Genomic DNA, 22,700 nt, shown 5'->3' with positions numbered 1-22,700 from the left:
CGCTCAACCCGCTCAAAAGACGACCACGTCGCGGAGGTAGCTGGCGAACCGCCGCAGCTGGTACGCCTCGGGCACGGGCGAGGTCATCCGGATCACCAGCTGCCGGTTGACGGCGCCGTCCTGTCCACTGCGGAAGTAGGCGACGACGACCAGGCCGTGCCGCTGCGCACCGTCGACCTCGATGATCTGCTCGGCGTAGCTCGCGTACAGGCCGCTGCGGATCCACTGCGCGCCCCACGCCTCCTCGACCGAGCGCATGGCGTTCTGCCACTGGTCGGTGCACGGCTGGGGGCACTCGCGCACGATCACCTCGCCGCCGAGCGCCTGGTTGCCCGAGGCGGTGATGCCGCACTCGTACTTGACGATCCCCTCCGCCCGGGCGGCGAGCGTGCACTGCCAGTTCGTGGGCATCTTCACCGGGAAGCCCAGGCCGTCGAGGTCGGTGAGCGTGCGTACGGTGTCCCGCTCGGTGAACCGTGGCCACTGCGTCGGCCACGCTCCCGGCTTGGGCGGCTCGATGCCGGGCGACTGCGGCGGTGTCGTCGGGATCGCTGGCGACAGGATGCTGGTGGTGGGCGCGGTCTGCGGTGTCACGGGGTCGTCCGATCCGCCCCAGATCACCAGGCCACCCGCCGCGGCGAGCACCACCAGGACCAGCGCGCCGGCACCCACCCAGAGGCCGGTACGCCGTGGGCGAGGCTCGGAGGGCTTGATGCGGCGCACGGGTGCGACGAACGGGTCGGCCGGCGGCACCACCGGGCGGGTCTGCGCGATCGGCGACCCCGAGGCATCGGTGGGTACGCCCGTGAACAGGTCCGGAGTGGAGGGTGACGTCGGCGCGCCCGAGACCGGCTGCGGGGACGCGGACACCGGCTGACCGGAGACCGGGTTGGTGTGCACCGCCCAGGGGAGTTGCGGCATGTGCGCCACCAACTCGGGCGCACCGGAGACCGGCGGCCCGCTGGCCTGCCGCGGCACACCGGACACCGGCGAGGCCGAGGCGGGCGGCGCGGAGGTGGGCGGAGCCGACGTGGGTGGGGCCGACACGGGCGGGGCGGAGACCGGCAGGTCGGGCACCGGTTGGTAGTCCATGCCGAGGCTCTGGAAGAGGCGCTGCGGCGCGTGCCCCTCCTCGGCCCGGTACGCCACCCACGGGTGCGCGGCGGTCAGGTCGGCGTGCGCGTAGCGGTGACCGCCGGCGGCCTGCGCCAGTGCGTTGGCGGCGTTGCCGAAGGCCACCCGCCAGCGCTCGTCGGACGCGGCGACCCCGTCCAGCACGGCCACGGTGGCGAACTGGCCCTGCCCGTCGACTGCGGCCCAGGCCTTGCCGACCTGGCACGCGCCCAACATGTGGGTGTACCTGTACGGGCTCTCCGGCTGCATGCCACTCCTCCGCTCAACCGCCGTGCGGATCCTACAGATGTGCCGCCATCGCAGCGCCCCGCCGGTCAGCGGTGCGACAGCTCGGTGAAGCAGGTGGTCCGGCCCGCTCTTGCCCTCTGAAAGTTTTCATGCATAGAGTCGTGTCGTGAATGAAGGTACTGCCGAGGCGTCGGTGAAGCAGGTGCTGGACCTGTTCGACGGGGTGCGGCTCACCCCGACCCAGCGCCGGATCGCGCACTGTCTCGTGCAGCACGCCCCGACCGTGGCGTACCTGTCGGCGGCCGAGGTGGCCGAGCTGGCCGGGGTCAGCCAGCCGTCGGTCACCCGGTTCGCCGTCGCGCTCGGCCACGACGGTTACCCGGCGCTGCGCCGCCGGTTGCGCGACCTCACCACCGCCACACCCGGTGGTCCGGCGGACGCGGGCAACGAACTCCAGCAGGCGGTACGCGCCGAGATGGGCAACCTGGACCGGCTGGCCGGTCAACTCGCCGACCGGGACCGGATCGCCGAGACGGGCCGACTGCTCGCGGCCAGCCGCCCACTGCCGGTGCTCGGCCTGCGCGCCGCCGCCCCGCTGGCCGCGTACTTCGCCTTCTTCGCCGCCAAGGTGCACCCGGACGTGCGGGTGCTCGACGACGGCGGCAGCCTGCTGACCGACCGCCTCGAACAGGCCGCCGAGGCCGGCGCGTCGGCCATGTTGGCGTTCGTGCTGCCCCGCTACCCCCGCGAGACCCTGGACGCGCTGCGCGACGCCCGCGCCGCCGGTCTGACCGTCGTCGCGATCACCGACTCGCCGGTCAGTCCGGCCACCGAGCACGCCGACGTGGTGCTGCCCGCCGCCGTCGGCGCCCAGCTCGTCTTCGACCTGCACACCGCACCGATGACCCTGGCCATGGTGGTGTTGCAGGCGATCTGCGACGCCGCGCCGGCCGACACGCAACGCCGACTCGAAGCGTTCGAAGCCTCGGCGGCCCGCCGCCAGTTGTTCCTCGGATGACCGGAGGAGACCAGAGATGACCCAGCCGATCCGTGCCGCACGGGGCAGCCAGCTGACCGCCCGTGGGTGGCAGCAGGAGGCCGCCCTGCGGATGCTGATGAACAACCTCGACCCCGAGGTGGCCGAACGCCCCGACGACCTGGTGGTGTACGGCGGCACCGGCAAGGCGGCGCGGGACTGGCCGTCCTACCACGCGCTGGTCCGTACGCTCACCGACCTGCGCGAGGACGAGACGATGCTGGTCCAGTCGGGCCGGCCGGTCGGCGTGCTGCGCACCCACGAGTGGGCGCCCCGGGTGCTGCTGGCCAACTCCAACCTGGTCGGCGACTGGGCGACCTGGCCGGAGTTCCGCCGACTCGAACAGCTCGGCCTCACCATGTACGGGCAGATGACCGCCGGCTCGTGGATCTACATCGGCACCCAGGGCATCCTCCAGGGCACCTACGAGACGTTCGCCGCCGTGGCCGCCAAACGGTTCAACGACACCCTCGCGGGCACCCTGACGCTCACTGCCGGCTGCGGCGGAATGGGCGGAGCGCAGCCGCTCGCGGTCACCATGAACGGCGGCGTGTGCCTGATCGTGGACGTGGACCGCACCCGGCTCGACCGCCGCGTGCACGACCGCTACCTGGACGAGGTGGCCGACTCCCTGGACGACGCCGTACGGCGGGTGCTGGCCGCCAAGCGGGACCGGCGCGCGCTGAGCGTCGGTGTGGTCGGCAACGCGGCGGTGGTCTTCCCCGAACTCCTGGTGCGGGGCGTCGAGATCGACATCGTGACCGACCAGACCAGCGCCCACGACCCGCTGTCGTACCTGCCGGTGGGGGTGGAGTTGGCCGACGCCCGGGAGTACGCGGCGGCGAAGCCGGCCGAGTTCACCGACCGGGCGCGGGCGTCGATGGCACGGCACGTGGCGGCGATGGTCGGTTTCCTCGACGCCGGCGCCGAGGTCTTCGACTACGGCAACTCGATCCGGGGCGAGGCGCAGCTCGCCGGCTACCAGCGTGCCTTCGACTTCCCCGGCTTCGTGCCGGCGTACATCCGGCCGTTGTTCTCCGAGGGCAAGGGCCCGTTCCGGTGGGCGGCGCTCTCCGGCGATCCGGCCGACATCGCCGCCACCGATCGGGCCATGCTGGAGTTGTTCCCGGAGAACGAGTCGCTGGCCCGGTGGATCCGGCTGGCCGGCGAGCGGGTCGCCTTCCAGGGCCTGCCCGCGCGAATCTGCTGGCTCGGTTACGGCGAACGGGACAAGGCGGGCGTGCGGTTCAACGAGATGGTCGCCTCCGGCGAACTCTCCGCCCCGCTCGTCATCGGTCGGGACCACCTGGACGCGGGCAGCGTGGCCAGCCCGTACCGGGAGACCGAGGCGATGGCCGACGGCTCCGACGCGATCGCCGACTGGCCGCTGCTCAACGCCCTGGTCAACACGGCCAGCGGCGCTTCCTGGGTGTCCATCCACCACGGCGGCGGCGTGGGCATCGGCCGGTCGATCCACGCCGGTCAGGTCTGCGTCGCCGACGGTACGGCCCTGGCCGGGCAGAAGATCGAACGGGTGCTCACCAACGACCCGGCGATGGGCGTCATCCGGCACGTCGACGCCGGCTACGACATCGCCCACGACGTCGCCGACCGCACCGGCCTCCGCGTCCCCATGACCGAGGGCGACCCCGCGTGAGCGCGAGGAGTGCAGCGCAGCGGAGCCCCGCAGTCGCGAACAAAAGAGGTGCCGTGAGCGACGACCTGTCCGCCCGCTTCCGGGCGCTGTGGGACGAGATCGCGCCGGTCGGGCGGGACGCCGACAGCGGCGGCTACCTGCGCTACGCGCTTACCGAACCCGAGGTCGAGCTGCGGGTCTGGTTCCGGTCGCAGGCACAGCGCCGCGCGATGCCGGTCACCGAGGACGGCAACGGCAACCTCTTCGCGCACTGGGGTGACCCGGAGGCCGGCGACGCGGTGCTCACCGGCAGCCACTTCGACTCGGTGCCGCACGGCGGGGCGTACGACGGGCCGCTCGGCATCGTCAGCGCGTTCCTCGCCGTGGACGAGCTGCGCGCCGCTGGTGTCACCCCGGTCCGGCCGCTGGTGCTGGCCGCGTTCGTCGAGGAGGAGGGGGCGCGCTTCGGCGTACCGTGTCTGGGGTCGCGTCTGCTCACCGGGGCGCTGCCGGCGGATCGCGCGGCCGGGCTGCGCGACGCGGCCGGGGTGAGCTTCGCCGAGGCGCTCGGCGACCGGCCGGCGGGCGCCCGCCCGGAGTTGCTGGGCCGGTTCGGCGCGTTCGTGGAGCTGCACGTCGAGCAGGGCCGCGCGCTGGTCGAGACGGACGCGCCGGTCGCGGTGGCCAGCGCGATCTGGCCGCACGGCCGCTGGCGTTTCGAGGTGACAGGCGAGGGCAACCACGCGGGTACGACCCGGATGGCCGACCGCCGCGACCCGATGCTCACCTACGCGTTCACGGTGCTGGCGGCCAACAAGGAGGCCCGGCTGCGCGGCGCGCACGCCACGGTCGGCCGGGTGGCAGTCGAACCGAACGCCACAAACGCCATCCCGTCGAAGGTGACCGGCTGGCTGGACGCCCGCGCCGCCGACCCGCAGACCCTCGCCGACCTGGTCGAGGCGGTGCGGGGCAAGCTCGCCGAGCGAGCCCGCCGCGACGGTACGGAGGCGACCGTCACCGAGGAGTCGGCTACCCCGCTGGTCTCCTTCGACGGCGGGTTGGCGGGCCGGCTGGCGACGCTGCTCGACGCGCCGGTGCTGCCCACCGGCGCGGGGCACGACGCCGGGGTGCTCGCCGCGCACCTGCCCACCGCGATGCTCTTCGTGCGCAACCCGACCGGGGTGTCGCACTCCCCCGCCGAGGCGGCCACCGACGACGACTGCGCCGCCGGGGTGCGTGCGCTGGCCCGCGTGCTGGAGGAGCTGACATGCCGGTGAACGACGTGGAGGGTCCGCGGCGGGGCGGGGTTCGGTATCTCCGGCCGTCCTTTGGAGCTGATGTCGCAAACGAATCAGCCGGATCGTCCCAGGCCCCGGCATCGGCCCAGCCGCTGATGTCGCAAACGATTCAGCTCCAAAGGAGGCGAGCAGTATGACCGCCACCCGCTGGCTCGCCGAGTACGCCTGGCTGCCCGAGCACGCCGAACCCACCCCCGACGTGCTGATCGAGATCGAGGACGGCCGGATCACCGCCCTCACGCCGCTCGTCGGGGCCGCGGGTCCGGCCGCCGGGGTCGACGTGCTGCGGGACGCCACCCAGCTGCCCGGGCTCACCCTGCCCGGCCTGTCCAATGTGCACTCGCACGCCTTCCACCGGGCGCTGCGCGGGCGCACCCACGGCGGCCGGGGCGACTTCTGGAGCTGGCGCGACCGGATGTACGCCATCGCTGACCGGCTGGACCCGGACACCTACCTGGCGCTGGCCCGCGCGGTCTACGCAGAGATGGCCCTGGCCGGGGTCACCTGCGTGGGCGAGTTCCACTACCTGCACCATCGGCCCGACGGCGGCGCCTACGACGACCCGAACGCGATGGGCGCGGCACTGGTCGAGGCGGCCGCGCACGCCGGAATCCGGCTCACCCTGCTGGACACCTGTTATCTGACCGCCGGAGTGGACGGCAGGGCTCTCACCGGGCCACAGCGGCGCTTCGGCGACGGTGACGCGTCCCGGTGGGCCGAACGGACCTCGGCGTTCCCGCTGACGGACTCCCACGCCCGCCTCGGCGCGGCCGTGCACTCGGTGCGGGCGGTCCCCGCCGACCAGCTCCGCACTGTCGCCGACTGGGCGCGGGGCCGGCAGGCGCCACTGCACGTGCACCTCTCCGAGCAGCCCGCCGAGAACGACGAGTGCCGGGCCGTGCACGGGCGCACGCCCACCGCGCTGCTCGCCGAGCACGGCGTGCTCGGGCCGGACACCACCGCCGTGCACACCACCCACCCGACCAGCGGTGACCTGACGCTGCTCGCCGACAGCCGGACCGGGGTGTGCCTCTGCCCGACCACCGAGCGGGACCTCGCCGACGGGATCGGCCCGGCCCGGCGGATGGCCGACGCGGGGATCCGGCTGAGCCTGGGCAGCGACAGTCACGCGGTGATCGACCTGTTCGAGGAGGCCCGCGCGGTGGAGCTGGACGAACGGCTGCGCACACGCCGTCGGGGCCACTTCACCCCGGCCGAGCTGCTGACGGCGGCGACCGCCACCGGCCACGCCGCGCTGGGCTGGGCCGACGCCGGGCGGATCGCCGTCGGCGCCCGCGCCGACCTGGTCACGGTACGACTCGACAGCGCCCGCACCGCCGGGGTGCCGCCGGTGGGCGCGTTCTTCGCGGCGTCGGCGGCGGACGTCGACCAGGTGCTCGTGGACGGCCGGGTGGTGGTGGCCGACGGCCGGCACCTGACCGTGGACGTACCGACCGAGCTGGCGGCGTCGATCGAGGCGGTGACCCCCGCGTGAGCAGCCTGCTGGTCGACACCATCGGGGAGCTGGTCACCAACGGCACCGGTGAGGGCCCGCTGGGCATCCGCCGTAAGGCGGCCGTGCTGATCGAGGAGGGTCGGGTGGCCTGGGTCGGGCCGGCCGCGTACGCGCCGGCCGCCGACCGGCGGGTCGACGCCGGTGGGGCCGCCGTGCTGCCCGGCTTCGTGGACAGCCACGCGCATCTGGTCTTCGCCGGTGACCGGGCCGCCGAGTTCGCCGCGCGGATGGCCGGCGAGCGCTACACCGGCGGCGGCATCCGGACCACGGTCGGCGCGACCCGGGCCGCCAGCGACGACGAGTTGCGCGCCACCGTGCGCCGGCTGCGCGGGGAGGCGCTGCGCCAGGGCACCACCACCATGGAGATCAAGAGTGGGTACGGGCTGACCGTCGCCGACGAGGCCCGCTCGCTGCGGATCGCCGCCGAGACCAGCACCGAGACCACGTTCCTCGGTGCCCACGTGGTGCCCGCCGAGTACGCCGACCGTCCAGACGACTATGTCGGGCTGGTCTGCGGGCCGATGCTGGCCGCCGCCGCACCGCACGCGAAGTGGATCGACGTGTTCTGCGAGCGGGGCGCCTTCGACGTCGACCACGCCCGCGCCATCCTGGCCTGCGGGCAGGCCGCCGGGCTGGGCGTGCGGGTGCACGCCAACCAGCTCGGCCCCGGCCCGGGCGTGCAGCTCGGCGTGGAGTTGGGTGCGGCGAGCGTCGACCACTGCACCCACCTGAGCGACGCCGACATGGCCGCGCTGGCCGGCACCGCCCGCGACGACGGGTCGGGGACCACCACCGTGGCGACCCTGCTGCCCGGCGCGGAGTTCTCCACCCGCTCGCCCTACCCGGACGCCCGCCGGTTGCTCGACGCCGGTGTCACCGTCGCCCTGGCCACCGACTGCAACCCCGGTACGTCGTACACCTCGTCGATGCCGTTCTGCGTGGCCCTCGCGGTCCGCGAGATGGGCATGACCCCGGCGGAGGCCGTCTGGGCCGCGACCGCCGGTGGGGCGCGGGCGCTGCGCCGCGACGACATCGGTGTGCTCACCCCCGGCGCCCGGGCCGACCTGGTCGTCCTGGACGCGCCGTCCTACCTGCACCTGGCCTACCGGCCCGGTGTTCCACTGATCCGCCAGGTCCTGCTCAACGGAGTGCCGCAATGACGACCGTGACCATCCACCCCACCGGAATCTCCGCCGACGACGTGCTCGCCGTGGCCCGCGGCACCGCCACGGTCGTCCTCGACCCGGCCACCGTCGACGCGATGGCGACCAGCCGGGCCATCGTGGACGGCATCGAGTCGTCCGGCCGCCCCGTCTACGGCGTCTCCACCGGCTTCGGCGCGCTGGCCAACACCTTCATCGCCCCCGAGCGGCGGGCCGAGCTGCAACACGCGCTGATCCGCTCGCACGCCGCCGGGGTGGGTGCCCCGATGCCGCGCGAGGTGGTCCGGGCCATGATGCTGCTGCGGGTACGCTCGCTGGCCCTGGGCCGCTCCGGGGTCCGCCCGCTGGTCGCCGAGGCGCTGGTCGACCTGCTCAACCGCGACATCACCCCGTGGGTGCCGGAGCACGGCTCGCTGGGCGCCTCCGGTGATCTGGCACCGCTGGCGCACTGCGCGCTCGTGCTGCTCGGTGAGGGTTGGGTGCTCGGCCCGGCCGGCGAACGGCAGGACGCGGCCGACGCGCTGACCGCCGCCGGGCTCAAGCCGATCGAGCTGGCCGCCAAGGAAGGGCTGGCGCTGATCAACGGCACCGACGGCATGCTCGGCATGCTGCTGCTGGCCATCCACGACGCGGCACACCTGTTCGCCATGGCGGACGTGACGGCCGCGCTCGCCATCGAGGCGATGCTCGGATCGGAACGGCCGTTCCTGCCCGAGCTGCACGCCATCCGGCCGCACCCGGGCCAGGCGGCGTCGGCGGCGAACATCCACCGGCTGCTCCAGGACTCCCGGGTGATGGACTCGCACCGCGACGACCTGGCGCACGCCGTGCAGGACGCGTACTCGATGCGCTGCGCGCCGCAGGTGGCCGGCGCGGCCCGCGACACCCTGGACTTCGTCCGCACGGTGGCGGGCCGGGAGCTGGTGTCCGTGGTGGACAACCCGGTGGTGCTGCCGGACGGCCGGGTCGAGTCGACCGGCAACTTCCACGGCGCTCCGCTCGGCTTCGCCGCGGACTTCCTCGCCATCGCCGCCGCCGAGGTGGGCGCGATCGCCGAGCGGCGGGTGGACCGGCTGCTGGACGTCACCCGCTCCCGGGAACTGCCCGCATTCCTCTCCCCCGACGCCGGCGTGAACTCCGGTCTGATGATCGCCCAGTACACAGCGGCCGGCATCGTCGCCGAGAACCGGCGCCTGGCCGCTCCCGCGTCGGTGGACTCGCTGCCCACCAGCGGCATGCAGGAGGACCACGTCTCGATGGGTTGGGCAGCGGCCAAGAAGCTGCGCACCGTGCTGGACAACCTCACCAGCCTGCTCGCCGTCGAGTTGCTGGCCGGCGTACGCGGGCTGCAACTACGCGCGCCGCTGGTGCCGTCGCCGGCCGGCCAGGCCGCCGTCGCCGCACTCGGCGAGGCGGCCGGCGAGCCCGGCCCGGACGTGTTCCTCGCCCCGGTGCTGGAGGCCGCCCGCGCGGTGCTGGCCGGCCCGCAGCTACGCGCCGCCATCGAACGGCGGGTCGGCCCGCTGGGCTGACCCGCGCGGGTCGCTGTCGTCCGCCGCGGGTCAGGCGGCGGGCGGCAGCACCTTCGCCACCAGCTTCGCCAGCTCGCGCAGCGCCTTGCCACGGTGGCTGACCGCGTCCTTCTCCTGCGGGGTCAGCTCGGCGTTGGTCCGGTCCTGCCCGTCGCCCAGGAAGATCGGGTCGTAGCCGAACCCACCGTCGCCGCGCGGCGCACGCAACACCCGCCCGGACTGCCGGCCGTCGACCAGGTGCTCCTTGCCACCGGGCAGCACCAGCGCCACCGTGCAGACGAAGGAGGCGGCCCGCTGCTCGTCCGGCACATCGGCGATCTGGTCCAGCACCAACTGGAGGTTGGCCCGATCGTCGCCGTGCTGGCCGGACCAGCGGGCGCTGAACACGCCCGGCATCCCGTTCAACGCGTCCACGGCGAGCCCCGAGTCGTCGGCGATCGTCGGCAGTTCGGTCCGCCGGCAGCCCTCCCGCGCCTTGATCAGCGCGTTCTCACCGAAGGTCAGGCCGGTCTCCGGCAGCTCCGGATATTCCGGTACGTCGTCGAGCCCGAGCAGGGCGATCCGGTGTGCGCCCAGCGCCCCGTCCAGGATCCGCTGAAGCTCCACCAGCTTCTTCCGGTTACGCGTGGCAAGCAGAACCTTGTTCATGCTGAGTCACCTTCATTCGCGACTGCGGGGCTCGCAAGCTCACTCCTCGCGCTCACGCGAGCGCCTTCCGCTGGGCTTCGGCCAATTCGTTGCAGCCCGCGACGGCCAGGTCGAGCAGGCTGTCGAGCTGGTCGCGGGCGAACACGCCCGCCTCGCCGGTGCCCTGCACCTCGACGAAGTCGCCCGCGCCGGTGCAGACCACGTTCATGTCCACCTCGGCGGCGACGTCCTCCTCGTAGCAGAGGTCCAGCCGCGCCTCACCGGCGATGATCCCCACGCTGACGGCGGCGACCGAGCGGTGCATCACCTTCTCCGGCTTGCCGGCCAGCGCCTTGCGGGCGGCCAACCAGCCCACGGCGTCGTGCAGCGCCACGTACGCGCCGGTGATCGCCGCGGTCCGGGTGCCACCGTCGGCCTGGAGCACGTCGCAGTCGAGGACGACCGAGTTCTCGCCCAGCGCCTTCAGGTCGATGCTGGCCCGCAGGCTCCGGCCGATCAGCCGGGAGATCTCGTGCGTCCGGCCGCCGACGCGGCCCTTGATGCTCTCCCGGTCGGAGCGGGTGTTGGTGGCCCGGGGCAGCATCGCGTACTCGGCGGTCACCCAGCCGAGCCCGGAACCCTTGCGCCAGCGGGGCACCCCCTCGGTGACGCTCGCCGTGCAGAGCACCCGGGTGCCGCCGAACTCGACGAGCACCGAACCCTCCGGATGGGTGCTCCAGCTCCGGGTCAGAGTCACCGGTCGAAGTTGAGAGGGCCCTCGCCCGTCAGGTCGCGCCATCCCTGCACCCTATGCGGTGCGGAGATCCACCTTCCCCGGGGTGTCCCGACCGGTCCGCGCGCCGTACACCCGGGAGGTCAGACGTCGTAGCTGGCGCCGGCCCGGACCACCTCGAGCGGCCCGGTGTACGCGGCGGCGGCCGACTCCAACGTGTGCGCCTCGCTGCCCCACGCCGCCACCAGGTGGGTGAGCAGCAGCCGACCCACCATGGCCTTGGTGGCCGTCTCGCCGGCCTCCCGGCCGGTCAGGTGCAGATCCGGCGGATTGTCCACCCCGTCGAGGAAGCTCGCCTCGCAGAGGAACACGTCGACGTTCTGCGCCAGCCGCAGCAGCGCGTCACAGGGCGCGGTGTCCGACGAGTAGCACAGCGAGCGGCCGCCGTGCTCCAGCCGCACCCCGTACGTCTCGACCGGATGGTTGACCTGGTCGACGGTGACCGTGAACGGGCCGATCGGAAAGGTGCCCGGCTCCAGCGCGTAGAACTGGTAGACGTCCTCCACTGTGCCGTCGTCGTGGTACGCGGCGCTGAGCCGGTCCGGAGCACCAGCGGGCGCGTACACCGGCAGGGCCGGATAGGGGCCCTCCGGGGCGTAGCGGCGGACCACCACGTACGTCACGGCGTCGAGGATGTGGTCGCAGTGCAGGTGGGTCAGCAGGATCGCGTCGGGGGCGTGCAGCCCCGCGTACCGCTGGAGGCTGGACAGCGACCCGGAACCGAAGTCGACCAGGAGTCGGAATCCGTCGGCCTCGACGAGGTACGCCGAGCACGGGGACTCGGGGCCGGGAAAGCTGCCGGCGCATCCCAGGACGGTCAGTCGCATCGGGTATTCTCGCTGTCACTGTCAGTAGTAACTGTGGCAGCGGCACCCTCGGTGATGATCTCTACCGACGCGTGCGCCACGCTGCGCAGCCTACGCCGGGGTGCCCGACGACCAGAATCATCCACTCGAACTTGTCACGAACGTGACACCTGCTCACAGCAAGGCGGGGCAGCGTGACGGGCCGCCGACGCGCACGCCGACGGCCCGTACGGGCAGACCACAGCGGTCAGGCCCAGAGCTGACCCTCCAGGGCGTCCTCGGCATCGGCCAGCGTGCCGCCGTACGCGCCGGTGGACAGGTATTTCCAGCCGCCGTCGCACACCACGAAGGCCACGTCGGCGCGGCGACCGTCACGGACCGCCTCGTGCGCCACCGCGAGCGCGGCGTGCAGGATGGCGCCCGTGGAGAAGCCGGCGAAGATGCCCTCCACGTCGACGAGCTGACGGGTGCGCAACACCGCGTCCCGGGTGCCGACCGAGAACCGCCGCGACAACACCGACGCGTCGTAGAGCTCCGGCACGTACCCCTCGTCGATGTTGCGCAGCCCGTAGACCAGCTCGCCGTAACGCGGCTCGGCCGCCACGACCTGGATGCCCTCGACCTTCTCCCGCAGGTAACGCCCGGTGCCCATCAGGGTGCCGGTGGTGCCCAGCCCGGCCACGAAGTGCGTGATGGTGGGCAGGTCGTGCAGCAGCTCCGGCCCGGTCGTCTCGTAGTGCGCCCGCGCGTTCGCCTCGTTGCCGTACTGGTAGAGCATCACCCAGTCGGGATGCTCGGCGGAGATCTGCTTGGCGGTCGCGACAGCCTGGTTGGAACCGCCCGCCGCCGACGAGAAGATGATCTCGGCCCCGTACATCCGGAGCAGTTGGATCCGCTCGGTGGAGACGTTCTCGGGCATCACGCAGACCAGCCGGTATCCCCGCAGCTTGGCCACCATCGCCAGCGAGATGCCGGTGTTGCCGCTGGTCGGCTCTAGGATCGTGTCACCTGTGCGGAGCCGGCCCGCCTCCTCGGCCGCGCGAACCATGAACAGCGCCGCGCGGTCCTTGATGCTGCCCGTCGGGTTCCGGTCCTCCAACTTGGCCCAGAGCCGCACCGGTGGTGCGCCGTCGGGAACCGTCGGGGAGAGCCGGGGCAGGCCGACCAGCGGCGTGCCCCCACAGGCGTCGAGCAGGCTGTCGTACCGCGCCATGGCTACCGACCTCAGCGGGCGGCGACGGCGGCGCGGGCCGCTGCCGTGCCGCTGTGCTGGCTGATCGCCGCAGCGGCGGCGCTGTGCTGACTGATCGCCGCAGCGGCGGCGAAGCCGAACGCGCCGCCGGCCACGGCCGGCAGGATGGTGACGCTGTCGCCGTCGGCGAGCTTGGCGTCGAGCGCGCCGAGGAAGCGGACGTCCTCGTCGTTGATGTAGACGTTCACGAAGCGGTGCAGCGCGCCGGCGTCGGTGATCAGCCGGCCGCGCAGCCCGGCGTGCCGGGAGTCCAGGTCGCTGAGCAGGTCGCCCAGGGTGTCGCCAGCCCCTTCGACGACCTTCGCGCCGCCGGTGTAGCTGCGCAGGATGGTGGGGATGCGAACCTCGATGGCCATGATGTCGTGCTCCTCATTCGGGTGTGCCAACGGTGACGGGACGTGAGACGGGTGCGGACGCTGACGGGTCAGCGGTCGGAACACTCGTAGTCGACCGTCGCCGGGCTCTGCCCGAACATGTAGGACTGCACGGCGTGCGGGTCGACCCCGGCCTCCACGATCCGGACCGGCTCCTCGGTCACCACGCCGTCGACGATCCGGAACGACCGGATCTCCTCCGAGTCGGGCTCACGGGTCGAGACGAGCAGGTAGTGCGCCCCCGGCTCACCGGCGAAGGAGACGTCCGTGCGGGACGGGTAGGCCTCGGTGGCGGTGTGCGAGTGGTAGATGACCACGGGCTCCTCGTCCCGGTCGTCCATCTCCCGCCACACCCGCAGCTGCTCCATCGAGTCGAACTCGTAGAAGGTCATCGACCGCGCCGCGTTGTCCATCGGGATGTGCCGGGTCGGGGTGTCGCTGCCGATGGCGCCGGCGACGACGCCGCACGCCTCGTCGGGGTGGTCCCGGCGCGCGTGGGCGACGATCGCGTCGATGATCGACCGCTCGATGCTCAGCACGTGTACCAGCCTAACCCGTGCTGGGCGGGGCCTGAAGTGGTGCCGGTCACGCCTAGTCGATCAAGGCGTTGAGCAGCGACTCCTGTAGATATCCGAGGTACGCGTAGACCGACAGTTGGAACACCCGGCTGGACGCCGGGTCCTCGGCCACCGCGTCGTCCAACTCCTCGCCCAGGTCGGTGCCGTCCTTGATCTCCAGCCGGACGCCCATCGCCAGCCGCGCGTCGTTCAACGCCCGCAGCCACGCCTCGGCCGCCTCGGCGTCCAACCGCACCTCGCCGCCCGCCTCGTCGGGCAGCGCGGCCAGGATGGCCCCCGCCTGGTCGATCTTGGCGGTCTTCAGGTCGCCCTCGGTGTAGCGGCGGAACTCGGCGGTGCCGGGCGCGTCTTGGGGGTAGACCGCCGGAAAGAGCCGGCCCACGACCGGGTCGGTGTGGTCGAACCCGTCGGTGAGCAGACCCACCACCTCGGAGGCGACCTTGCGCAGCACCCGCACCTCGTCGACCGCGAAGGTGGCGACGTAACGGCCGGCCTGGCGGCGGAACATGCTCACGACTTGTCCACCGTCGCCCACAGCCCGTACGCGTGCAACTGCGACGCGTCGTGCTCCATCCGCTCCCGGGCGCCCGTGGAGACCACGGCACGGCCCTTGTGATGCACGTCCAGCATGAGCTGCTCCGCTCTCTCCCGGCTGTAGCCGAACAGCTTCTGGAACACCCAGGTCACGTACGTCATCAGGTTGACCGGGTCGTCCCACACGATCGTCACCCATTGCTGGTCCGCCGCCGGCACCTCGTCGGTGGCCGACATCTCGACCGGTGCAACCTGCGGAGCCGCCATGCCCCCCATCGTGCCACCGGTTTCCCGGAACCGAGGAACCGGAACGCCGGCTCGTCGCGGATCGCCCGTCCCGGCCGCCCCGGAACCACCCCGGCCACCGTCGGAAACGAGGCATGGTAGGCACCCGCGACAGCGGACAACCACGGCATCAGGCGAGCAGAAGGCCGTGGTCGACCGCATCGGAGAGCACCACGCCCAGAGAGAGGCGGATCACCTCGAACCGTCGGGAGATCTCCCGGGAAAGTTCCAACTCGACCTCCCGCAGCGCCCGCTGGGACCACGCCCGCGCGGCGCTGTGGTCGTCGTTGCCCGGGGCACGCCACTGCTGCCAGCAACCACCGGAGAGCGCCACCGCGACCGGCGGCAGCACCTCGTCGCGGTACGCCGTCGGGTAGCTGGCCAGCGCGTCGATCGCCTCGGCGCCGGTCAGCCTGGCCACACCGGCCGTACTGGTGATCAGCAGGACCCGGTCCAGGTCACGGCCGGGTCGGTGGTCCACCAGGCCGTACTGCACGGCCGTGGCGATCCGGCGGCGTACGCCCTCGACCGGCGGCGCGCCGAGCACCTGGGTGGCGGCGTCGTCCAGGATGCGCCGCACCGCCTGATCGCACTGCGCGGTGGCCAGCAGCGACAGGGCCGCCATCTCCCGGTCCAGCAGATCCGGCAGGCCGGCGCAGCCGACCCCGAAGACGATCTCCTGGACGGCCCGCAGGTGGATGTTCGCCAACTCCAGGGCGAGGTGCTGGCGGATCCGCTGGGCGCAGGAACGGCTCCGCCGGTCGAGCTGCCCGGACCAGTCCCCCGGGTCGGCGACCACCGGCACCCGGTCGTGCTGGCCCGGCAACACCGGCGGATCGGTGCTGGCCCGCTGCAGCCCCTCGCCCGCCGACCAACCCACCAGCGCCCGGCGCAGGTCGGCGGAGTCCACGCCGTCGATCGGGAACCACCGCGCGCCGGCCAGGGATGGCACGGCGGCCAGCAGCGCCGCCCGGTGCGCCGCCACCGTCACCGCGATCGAGTCCACCTCGCCAGGGGGCCCGCCGGCCGGCGGGGCGGACAACCCCGCGTCCTGGGTCGTCACCGCGCTGTCGGTCGGCGGGGCCCAACCCGCCGCGCCGGGAGTCACCGCGAAGACGACCTCCACGGGGGACGCGGCCACCTCGGCGAGCAGGTTCAGCTCCGGGGCGGTGAACGCCTGGTCGGCCGCGATCACGAAGAGCAGCGCGCCGGCCCGGCCGACGGCGTCGAGCAGCACCCGCACGCCGGCGACACCGAGCGTTCCCGTGTCGGGTGTGTCGATCAGGGTGAAGTGCCGCAGCAGCGGCTCGGGCACGCTCAACTCGACCCGTCGCGGCGGGCGGGCCAGGGCCGGGCCGGCGGCGTCGCGGTCCGCGCCGTACGAATGCGGCTGCCGGTAGCCGGGCACGAACGCCGCCCGGGTGGGCACCTTGGCGTGCCGCACCACCAGCCAGCTGCCCGCCGGCACGGTGAGCATCACCGGGTCGAGCCCGACGAGGGTGGCGAGGACCGCGCGCCGGTCGGCGCCGGCCGGACCGACAGCGACAACGCCGAGCGGCTCCTGGGAGCCGGGGCCTGTCACACCGACCTCGTCGGGCAACGGGCCGCAGGTCGGCAGGTTGGCTGGGCTGGCCAGGTTGGCCGACGAATCGACCGAGGGGAGAGGGCCCTGCTGCATCAGGTGCCTCCCGGGGCAGGCGACCGGTCGGGCCGGTCGGGTGGAAACTCCGGTGACGGTACCCGGATGCCGGAAGACTACGGGCGGCCCGCCGACCAGGCAGAACACTCGGATACTCATGGGTAATTGTGCCACTACTCAACTTCGGTGCGTGACGGTACGAGCGCGGACGGAATTCGATGGATATGCTGCGCGGATGAGTCGATGGAAGTTCGTCGGCCGGACCGATGAACTCAACCGCCTGTTGGCGGCGGTGACCGGCGAGGCCGGCCGAGGGCTCTTCTTCAGCGGCAGCGCGGGCATCGGCAAGAGCCGGCTGCTGCGCGAGGGTGTCAACGCGCTGCCCACCGACCGGTATGCGATCTGGTCCATCGCGGCAAGCGCCACCACGGCCGCGCTGCCCTTCGGTGGGCTCGTGCAGGTCCTCCCCGCGGAGCAGCCCCAGGGCCTCTCCCCCGCCGGCATTCTGCGCTGGGCGCTCAGCGTTCTGCAGCAGCAGGCCGCCGGCCGACGGATCGTGCTCGCGATCGACGACGCGCACCTGCTCGACCCGCCCTCGGCGGCGCTGGTGCACCTGGTCGCCCGCACCGACAACGCGACAGTCGTCGGCACCCTGCGCGACGGCGAACAGATCCCGCTGCCGATCCGCGCACTCTGGACGGACGACCTGGTCGAGCATGTCGAGCTGACCCCGATGCCACCGTCGGAGACCGCCGGCCTGCTGGCGGCGATCCTGGGCGGCCCGGTCGACGCCGGCTCCGCCGACCGGCTCGGCCGCCTGTCCGCCGGCAACCCACTGCTGTTACGCGAGTTGGTGCACGCCGCCAACGGCAGCGAGGAGTTGAAGCGCACCTACGGCATCTGGAAGTGGACTGGCCGGCTGGAGCTGGCGCCCAGCCTGACCGAGCTGATCGACACCCGCGTCGGGCAGCTCACCGACGGCGTCCGCACCGTCGTCGAACTGGTCGCCTTCGGCGAACCACTCGGCCTGCACCTGCTCAACCAGGCCGCCAATCCGTCCGATGTGGAGACCGCCGAGGAACGCGGTCTGATCACCGTCGTGCAGCACGACCGGCGCACCAACGTACGGCTGGCCCATCCGCTCTACGGCGAGGTGATGCGCCGCCGCTGCCCGGTCAGCCGCACCCGCCGACTACAGGCGCACCTCGCCGAGCTGCTGGAGCGGGTCGGCAAGCGTCGCCGCGACGACCTGCTGCGGGTGGCGGTGTGGCGACTCGACTCGGGCACCGCACAGGACGCCACCCTGCTGGTGGACGCCGCGGTGCAGGCGTTCACCCGCTACGACGTGCCGTTGGCGACTCGGCTGGCCCGCGCCGCGTTGGACGCCGACGGCGGCTCGGACGCCGCGGAGCTGCTGGCCACCATCCTGATGTTCGCCGACCGGCCGGACGAGGCGATCACCGTCCTCGACGCGGTGACCCTCGAACCCGGCGACGAGCGCCGGCTCTGCCGGTGGCTGACCGTCCGCGGAATGGTCAGCTACTGGGGGCTGAGCCGGCAGTCCACGGTGGAGGAGATCGCGAGCCGGGTCGAGCAGCTCGGCGACTCCGCCGACCGGGCGCGCGTGCACGCCTTCGAGGCGATCATGCGCCTGCACCGGCTGGACACGGCCACCGCCGTGCGGCTGAGCCAGCGCGTGCTGGACCGGCCGGCGGCCAGCGTCGCCGCCCGCGAGCTGGCCCGCAGCACCATCGCGCACGTCCAGGCCGCGCAGGGCGAGCTGTCCCGCAGCGGCGCGGCGATCGCCCAGGTGCACTCCTCGGCGGCCAGTTGGCGCACCGACATGCCGTACCTGCAACTGGCCCTGGAGCTGGCCCGGGGCACCCGGCTGATGCTCACCGGCGACCTGGTCGGGATCGACGCGATCGTGGCCGACGAGTTCGCCGACCTCGCGGGCGCCGGCGACTTCCGGCTCGGCACCGGCTACCTGGCCATCCTCCAGGCGTACGCGGCGCGGCTGCGCGGGCAGAGCGACGCGGCGATGCGCACCTCGCTGGGCGCCTGCGCGGTGCTCGCGACCAGCCGGGTCTACGCCGGTCTGGCCCAGGCCGAACGGGCCCAGGCGGCGGCGTTGCGCGGTGACGCGGCGCAGGCCGCCGAGGCGATGGCCGAGGCCGACCGCACCCACGCACCGGGCATGGCGGTGCTCTACCCGTGGCTGGAGCAGGCCCGGGGCGCGATGCTCGCCGCGTCGGGTGACCTGCCGGGCGCGGTCAAGCAGTTCAGCGACCTGGCCGAGAGGCTGCGGGCGGACGGTTTCGCCGGGCACGAGGTGCACGTCCTGCACGACCTGGTCCGGCTGGACCAGGCCGGCGCACCGACCGGGCCCACCTGCTCCGACGGCAGCCGGCGCACCGTGGCGCAGCGCCTCGCGGAGCTCTCCGAGCGGGTGGACGGGGTGCTACCGCCACTGCTGGCCCGGCACGCCCGGGCCGCGGTGACCAACTCCGCCACGGGTCTGCTCGCGGCCGCCGACGACTACGCCGCGCTGGAGCTGACCGTGTACGCCGCCGAGGCCACCGCTCAGGCCCTGCACCTGCTGCGCCAGCAGCACTCCGTGGCGGCCGGCGAGGCCCGGGAGCGGCTGGCCGGGCTGCTCGGCCGCTGTGACCTGATCCGCACGCCAGCGTTGCGCGCCGGGGCGCCGGTGCTGACCGAACGCGAGTGGCAGGTGGCCCGCCTCGCCGCGCACGGCGCGGCCAGCAAGGCCATCGCCGAGCGCCTCTACCTCTCCGCACGCACGGTGGAGAACCACCTTCAGCGGATCTACACCAAGCTCGGCGTGACCGGCCGGGCCGAGTTGTGGGCCGCACTACGGTCGATCCCGGGCCACGAGGGCGGCGACGCGGGCTGAACCTTAGGCTGGGGCGGTGAGCAACCTCCGCCCCGCGCTGTTGACCGACCACTACGAGCTGACGATGGTCAGCGCCGCGCTGAAGGACGGCACCGCTGACCGCCGATGCGTCTTCGAGGTGTTCAGCCGCCGGCTGCCGACCGGCCGTCGGTACGGCGTGGTCGCCGGCACCGCCCGGCTGATCGACCTGATCCGCGACTTCCGGTTCGACCCGGCCGAGGTCGACTTCCTGCGCCGGACGGGCGTGGTCGACGACGCGGCGGCGGCCTGGCTCACCGACTACCGCTTCACCGGCGACATCGACGGGTACGCCGAGGGTGAGCTGTTCTTCCCCGGCTCGCCGATTCTCACCGTCTCCGGTGGCTTCGCCGAGTGCGTGGTGCTGGAGACGCTGGCGCTCTCGGTGCTCAACCACGACTGCGCGGTGGCGGCAGCGGCGGCCCGGATGGTGACCGCGGCTCGGGGCCGGGCGCTGATCGAGATGGGGTCGCGTCGGGCACACGAGGAGGCGGCGGTGGCCGCGGCGCGGTCCGCGTACCTGGCCGGGTTCCGGTTCACCTCCAACCTCGCCGCCGGTGCGCGCTACGGCATCCCCACGGCCGGCACTGCGGCGCACGCGTTCACCCTGCTGCACGACGACGAGCGGGCGGCGTTCGCCTCGCAGGTGGCCACGCTGGGCAAGGACACGACGCTGCTTGTCGACACGTACGACATCAGCCAGGGCATCCGCAACGCCATCGCGGTGGCCGGGCCGGACCTGCGGGCGGTACGGATCGACTCGGGTGACCTGGCGGTGATCGCCCAGCAGTCCCGCGAACTGCTCGACTCGTTGGGCGCGACCGAAACCAAGATCATCGTTTCGGGTGACCTGGACGAGTACGCCATCGCCGCGCTGGCCGCCGAGCCGGTCGACATGTACGGCGCGGGCACCGCCGTGGTCACCGGCTCCGGGGCACCGACCGCCGGGCTGGTCTACAAGCTCGTCGAGGTCGAGGGCCGGCCCGTGGTGAAGCGCTCCGAACACAAGGCGACCATCGGCGGCCGGAAGGTCGCGGTCCGCCGACACAAGCCGACCGGCACCGCCACCGAGGAGATCATCGTCCCGCAGGGCGTGCCGGATCGGCAGGCCAACGACCGGATGCTCCAGCGGTCGTACGTGGTCGACGGCGAGCCGGTGACCCTGCCCACCCTCGACGAGTCGCGGGCGCACCTGCGGGAATGTCTCATCTCCATCCCGTGGGAGGGGCTGAAGCTGTCGGCCGGCGACCCGGCCGTGCCGGTCACCGTCCTACCCGCCGCCTGAGTTCGTCCAGGACCGCTGCCGCTGACCCGAGCAAGAGGAGAGGGACCCCGATGGCCAACGCGCTGATCATCGTGGACGTACAGAACGACTTCTGCGAGGGCGGCTCACTGGCCGTCGCGGGGGGTGCCGGGGTGGCCGCCGGCATCTCCCGGCTGCTCGCCAGCGAGCCGGACCGGTGGGACCACGTGGTCGCCACGAAGGACTACCACGTCGACCCGGGCGCGCACTTCGGCGACCCACCGGATTTCGTGGAGTCCTGGCCCCGGCACTGTGTGGTCGGCACCAGCGGGTCGGAGTTCCACCCCGACCTGGCGACCGGGCGCGTCGAGGCGATCTTCCACAAGGGCGAGCACGCGGCGGCGTACTCCGGTTTCGAGGGGCACGCCGACGACGGCGAGTGCCTGGCCGACTGGCTGCGCCGGCACGACGTGGACCGGGTCGACGTGGTCGGAATCGCCACCGACCACTGCGTCCGGGCCACCGCGCTGGACGCCGCCCGGGAGGGCTTCGCCACCACCGTGCTGCTGGAGCTGACCGCCGCGGTCGCTCCGGCGACCACCGACGTGGCGCTGCGGGCGATGGACGGCGCCGGAGTGACCCTGCACGGCGCGCCTGTGATCAGGGCCGCATGACGCGGTAATTGGCTGGCCATCGGTCCGCCGCCGGTCGAAGATGTCGCCGGAGGTACGGACCGACGTGAACATGAAGCCTTACCGGACAGCGCTCGCCCTGCCCGGCCTGCGGTCGCTGTTGCTGATCGCCGTCCTCGCCCGCATCCCGCTCACCGCGACCGGGGTCACCCTGACCTTTCACGTGGTTCTGGACCTCGACCGGGGCTACGGGGCGGCGGGCCTGGTGGGCGCGGCCATCACCGTCGGCGCGGCGATCGGCGGCCCGCTGCTCGGCCGGCTGGTGGACCGACGCGGTCTGCGCCCGGTGCTGGTGCTCACGGCGATCGCCGAGGCCGCGTTCTGGAGCACCGCGCCGTCGCTGCCGTACGCGCTGTTGCTGCCTACCGCCTTCGTGGCCGGCTCGCTGGCCCTGCCCATCTTCTCGGTGGTCCGCCAGTCGATCGCCGCGCTGGTTCCGGAAGATCAACGGCGACCGGCGTACGCGTTGGACTCAATGTCGGTCGAGCTGTCCTTCATGATCGGCCCAGCGCTGGCCGTCGCCCTGGTTACCGCGATCTCGGCGCAGACCACCATGTACCTCGTCGGCGGTGGGATCGTTGCCGCCGGGATCGCCCTATGGCTGCTCAACCCGCCGATTCGCGGCGCGGCCGAGCCGGTCGGCCCGCGCCGCCGGGTGCCGTACCAGGAGTGGTTGACGCCCCAACTGCTCGCCGTCCTGGCGCTCAGCGCCGCCGCGACCCTGGTGCTCGGCGGCACGGACGTGGCAGTGGTCGCCGTCCTGCGTGCCAGCGACGAGGTCGGCTGGACCGGCGCGGTGCTGGCCGTCTGGGCGGTAGCCTCGCTGGCCGGCGGATTCACCTACGGGGCTGTGCACCGCTCGATCTCCCCGCTGGCGTTGACCGGGGCGTTGGCCCTGTGCACCATCCCGGTCGGGCTGGGCGGCGGGCACTGGTGGCTGCTCTGCCTGGCACTGATCCCGGCCGGGGCGCTCTGCGCACCGACCATCGCGGCCTCCTCCGACGCCGTCAGCCGACTGGCCCCGGCCGAGGTACGCGGCGAAGCCATGGGCCTGCACGGCTCCGCCGTCACCGTCGGCATCGCGATGGGCGCACCGCTCGCCGGCGCGGTGATCGACGCCAGCTCGCCGCTCTGGGGCTTCGTGGTGACCGGCGCGCTGGGTGCGCTGGTCACCCTGGTCGTGCTCCCGATCGAGCTGCGCCGCCGCCGCAACGCCGCCGCCAGCACCGACGCCAGCGCGGTACCCCTACCGCAACCCGAACCAGACCTCACTCCCGCCACCCGCTGACCACCGCCCGCGCCGACAGGCCCGCACGCACGACCGCCCACGCTGACGGACCGCACGCCGACCGCCCACACCGACCACCAATACGCCGACCGCCCACGCTGGTCGCCCCCGCTA

Annotated in this window: 20 protein-coding genes; 10 read left to right on the top strand and 10 right to left on the bottom strand. The window is 73.1% G+C overall.

The genetic code is table 11. The annotated features are described in order from the left end of the window. Positions 1-12 precede the first annotated feature (12 nt). Positions 13-1,383 (bottom strand): hypothetical protein, encoded by a 1,371-nt coding sequence (locus ABZ780_RS26090; RefSeq protein ID WP_357487778.1) that lies wholly within the window; start codon positions 1,381-1,383, stop codon positions 13-15. Between the two features lie 145 nt (positions 1,384-1,528). Between ABZ780_RS26090 and ABZ780_RS26085 the strand changes: the two genes are divergently transcribed. The 6 genes from ABZ780_RS26085 (at position 1,529) to hutH (ending at position 9,543) form a co-directional block, all read left to right on the top strand. Further along, entirely contained in the window at positions 1,529-2,380 is an 852-nt protein-coding gene (locus tag ABZ780_RS26085; RefSeq protein WP_357487777.1) for a MurR/RpiR family transcriptional regulator, read from the top strand. Positions 2,381-2,396: 16 nt separating this feature from the next. Next, positions 2,397-4,055: a urocanate hydratase gene (hutU, locus tag ABZ780_RS26080; RefSeq protein ID WP_357008374.1), complete on the top strand. Its 1,659-nt coding sequence runs from the start codon at positions 2,397-2,399 to the stop codon at positions 4,053-4,055. A 53-nt stretch (positions 4,056-4,108) separates the two neighbouring features. Next, positions 4,109-5,311 (top strand): allantoate amidohydrolase, encoded by a 1,203-nt coding sequence (locus tag ABZ780_RS26075; RefSeq protein ID WP_357487776.1) that lies wholly within the window; start codon positions 4,109-4,111, stop codon positions 5,309-5,311. A 154-nt stretch (positions 5,312-5,465) separates the two neighbouring features. After that, positions 5,466-6,827, top strand: coding sequence for a formimidoylglutamate deiminase (locus ABZ780_RS26070; protein ID WP_357487775.1), 1,362 nt, complete (start codon positions 5,466-5,468; stop codon positions 6,825-6,827). Beyond that, positions 6,824-8,008 carry an imidazolonepropionase gene (gene hutI, locus ABZ780_RS26065; RefSeq protein ID WP_357487774.1) on the top strand — a complete coding sequence of 395 codons (1,185 nt, stop codon included), beginning with the start codon at positions 6,824-6,826 and terminating at the stop codon, positions 8,006-8,008. The genes ABZ780_RS26070 and hutI overlap by 4 nt, the downstream gene beginning before the upstream one ends. Further along, positions 8,005-9,543: a histidine ammonia-lyase gene (hutH, locus tag ABZ780_RS26060; RefSeq protein WP_357487773.1), complete on the top strand. Its 1,539-nt coding sequence runs from the start codon at positions 8,005-8,007 to the stop codon at positions 9,541-9,543. The genes hutI and hutH overlap by 4 nt, the downstream gene beginning before the upstream one ends. 30 nt (positions 9,544-9,573) lie before the next feature. On the opposite strand, the gene rdgB is transcribed toward hutH, so the two are convergent. From rdgB to ABZ780_RS26015, 9 genes are all read right to left on the bottom strand, one after another. After that, on the bottom strand, positions 9,574-10,191 hold the full coding sequence (gene rdgB, locus ABZ780_RS26055; protein WP_357008387.1) for an RdgB/HAM1 family non-canonical purine NTP pyrophosphatase: 618 nt from the start codon (positions 10,189-10,191) through the stop codon (positions 9,574-9,576). A 52-nt stretch (positions 10,192-10,243) separates the two neighbouring features. After that, complete coding sequence (rph, locus tag ABZ780_RS26050) at positions 10,244-10,969, bottom strand: ribonuclease PH (protein ID WP_357487772.1); 726 nt, start codon at positions 10,967-10,969, stop codon at positions 10,244-10,246. Positions 10,970-11,046: 77 nt separating this feature from the next. Beyond that, positions 11,047-11,790: an MBL fold metallo-hydrolase gene (locus ABZ780_RS26045; protein ID WP_357008393.1), complete on the bottom strand. Its 744-nt coding sequence runs from the start codon at positions 11,788-11,790 to the stop codon at positions 11,047-11,049. Between the two features lie 226 nt (positions 11,791-12,016). Beyond that, on the bottom strand, positions 12,017-12,982 hold the full coding sequence (locus ABZ780_RS26040) for a pyridoxal-phosphate dependent enzyme (RefSeq protein ID WP_357487771.1): 966 nt from the start codon (positions 12,980-12,982) through the stop codon (positions 12,017-12,019). Positions 12,983-12,993: 11 nt separating this feature from the next. Beyond that, positions 12,994-13,377, bottom strand: a complete 384-nt coding sequence (locus ABZ780_RS26035) for a MoaD/ThiS family protein (protein ID WP_357487770.1) — start codon at positions 13,375-13,377, stop codon at positions 12,994-12,996. 68 nt (positions 13,378-13,445) lie between these two features. Beyond that, the gene (locus ABZ780_RS26030; RefSeq protein WP_357487769.1) at positions 13,446-13,934 is read right to left on the bottom strand and encodes a M67 family metallopeptidase; all 489 of its coding nucleotides are present in this window, start codon (positions 13,932-13,934) and stop codon (positions 13,446-13,448) included. Between the two features lie 52 nt (positions 13,935-13,986). Beyond that, a complete protein-coding gene (locus ABZ780_RS26025) occupies positions 13,987-14,481 on the bottom strand; it encodes a DUF2017 domain-containing protein (RefSeq protein ID WP_357009528.1) in 495 nt (164 codons plus the stop codon). Positions 14,482-14,483: 2 nt separating this feature from the next. Next, entirely contained in the window at positions 14,484-14,774 is a 291-nt protein-coding gene (gene clpS / locus ABZ780_RS26020; protein WP_357487768.1) for an ATP-dependent Clp protease adapter ClpS, read from the bottom strand. Between the two features lie 148 nt (positions 14,775-14,922). Next, the gene (locus tag ABZ780_RS26015) at positions 14,923-16,470 is read right to left on the bottom strand and encodes a hypothetical protein (RefSeq protein ID WP_357487767.1); all 1,548 of its coding nucleotides are present in this window, start codon (positions 16,468-16,470) and stop codon (positions 14,923-14,925) included. A 196-nt stretch (positions 16,471-16,666) separates the two neighbouring features. On the opposite strand from ABZ780_RS26015, the gene ABZ780_RS26010 reads away from it, so the two are divergent. Genes ABZ780_RS26010 through ABZ780_RS25995 form a run of 4 tightly spaced genes read left to right on the top strand, consistent with a single transcriptional unit; the run spans position 16,667 to position 22,586 of the window. Beyond that, complete coding sequence (locus ABZ780_RS26010; RefSeq protein ID WP_357008410.1) at positions 16,667-19,345, top strand: LuxR C-terminal-related transcriptional regulator; 2,679 nt, start codon at positions 16,667-16,669, stop codon at positions 19,343-19,345. A gap of 16 nt (positions 19,346-19,361) precedes the next feature. Next, complete coding sequence (locus ABZ780_RS26005; RefSeq protein ID WP_357008413.1) at positions 19,362-20,648, top strand: nicotinate phosphoribosyltransferase; 1,287 nt, start codon at positions 19,362-19,364, stop codon at positions 20,646-20,648. A gap of 50 nt (positions 20,649-20,698) precedes the next feature. Continuing rightward, positions 20,699-21,280, top strand: coding sequence for an isochorismatase family protein (locus ABZ780_RS26000; protein WP_357008416.1), 582 nt, complete (start codon positions 20,699-20,701; stop codon positions 21,278-21,280). A gap of 40 nt (positions 21,281-21,320) precedes the next feature. Further along, a complete protein-coding gene (locus tag ABZ780_RS25995; RefSeq protein WP_357008419.1) occupies positions 21,321-22,586 on the top strand; it encodes an MFS transporter in 1,266 nt (421 codons plus the stop codon). The last annotated feature ends 114 nt before the right edge of the window (positions 22,587-22,700 follow it).

It is taken from the genome of Micromonospora sp. NPDC047467, assembly GCF_040643095.1.
GTDB lineage: Bacteria > Actinomycetota > Actinomycetes > Mycobacteriales > Micromonosporaceae > Micromonospora.
This window is presented reverse-complemented; position numbering and strand designations above follow the sequence as displayed.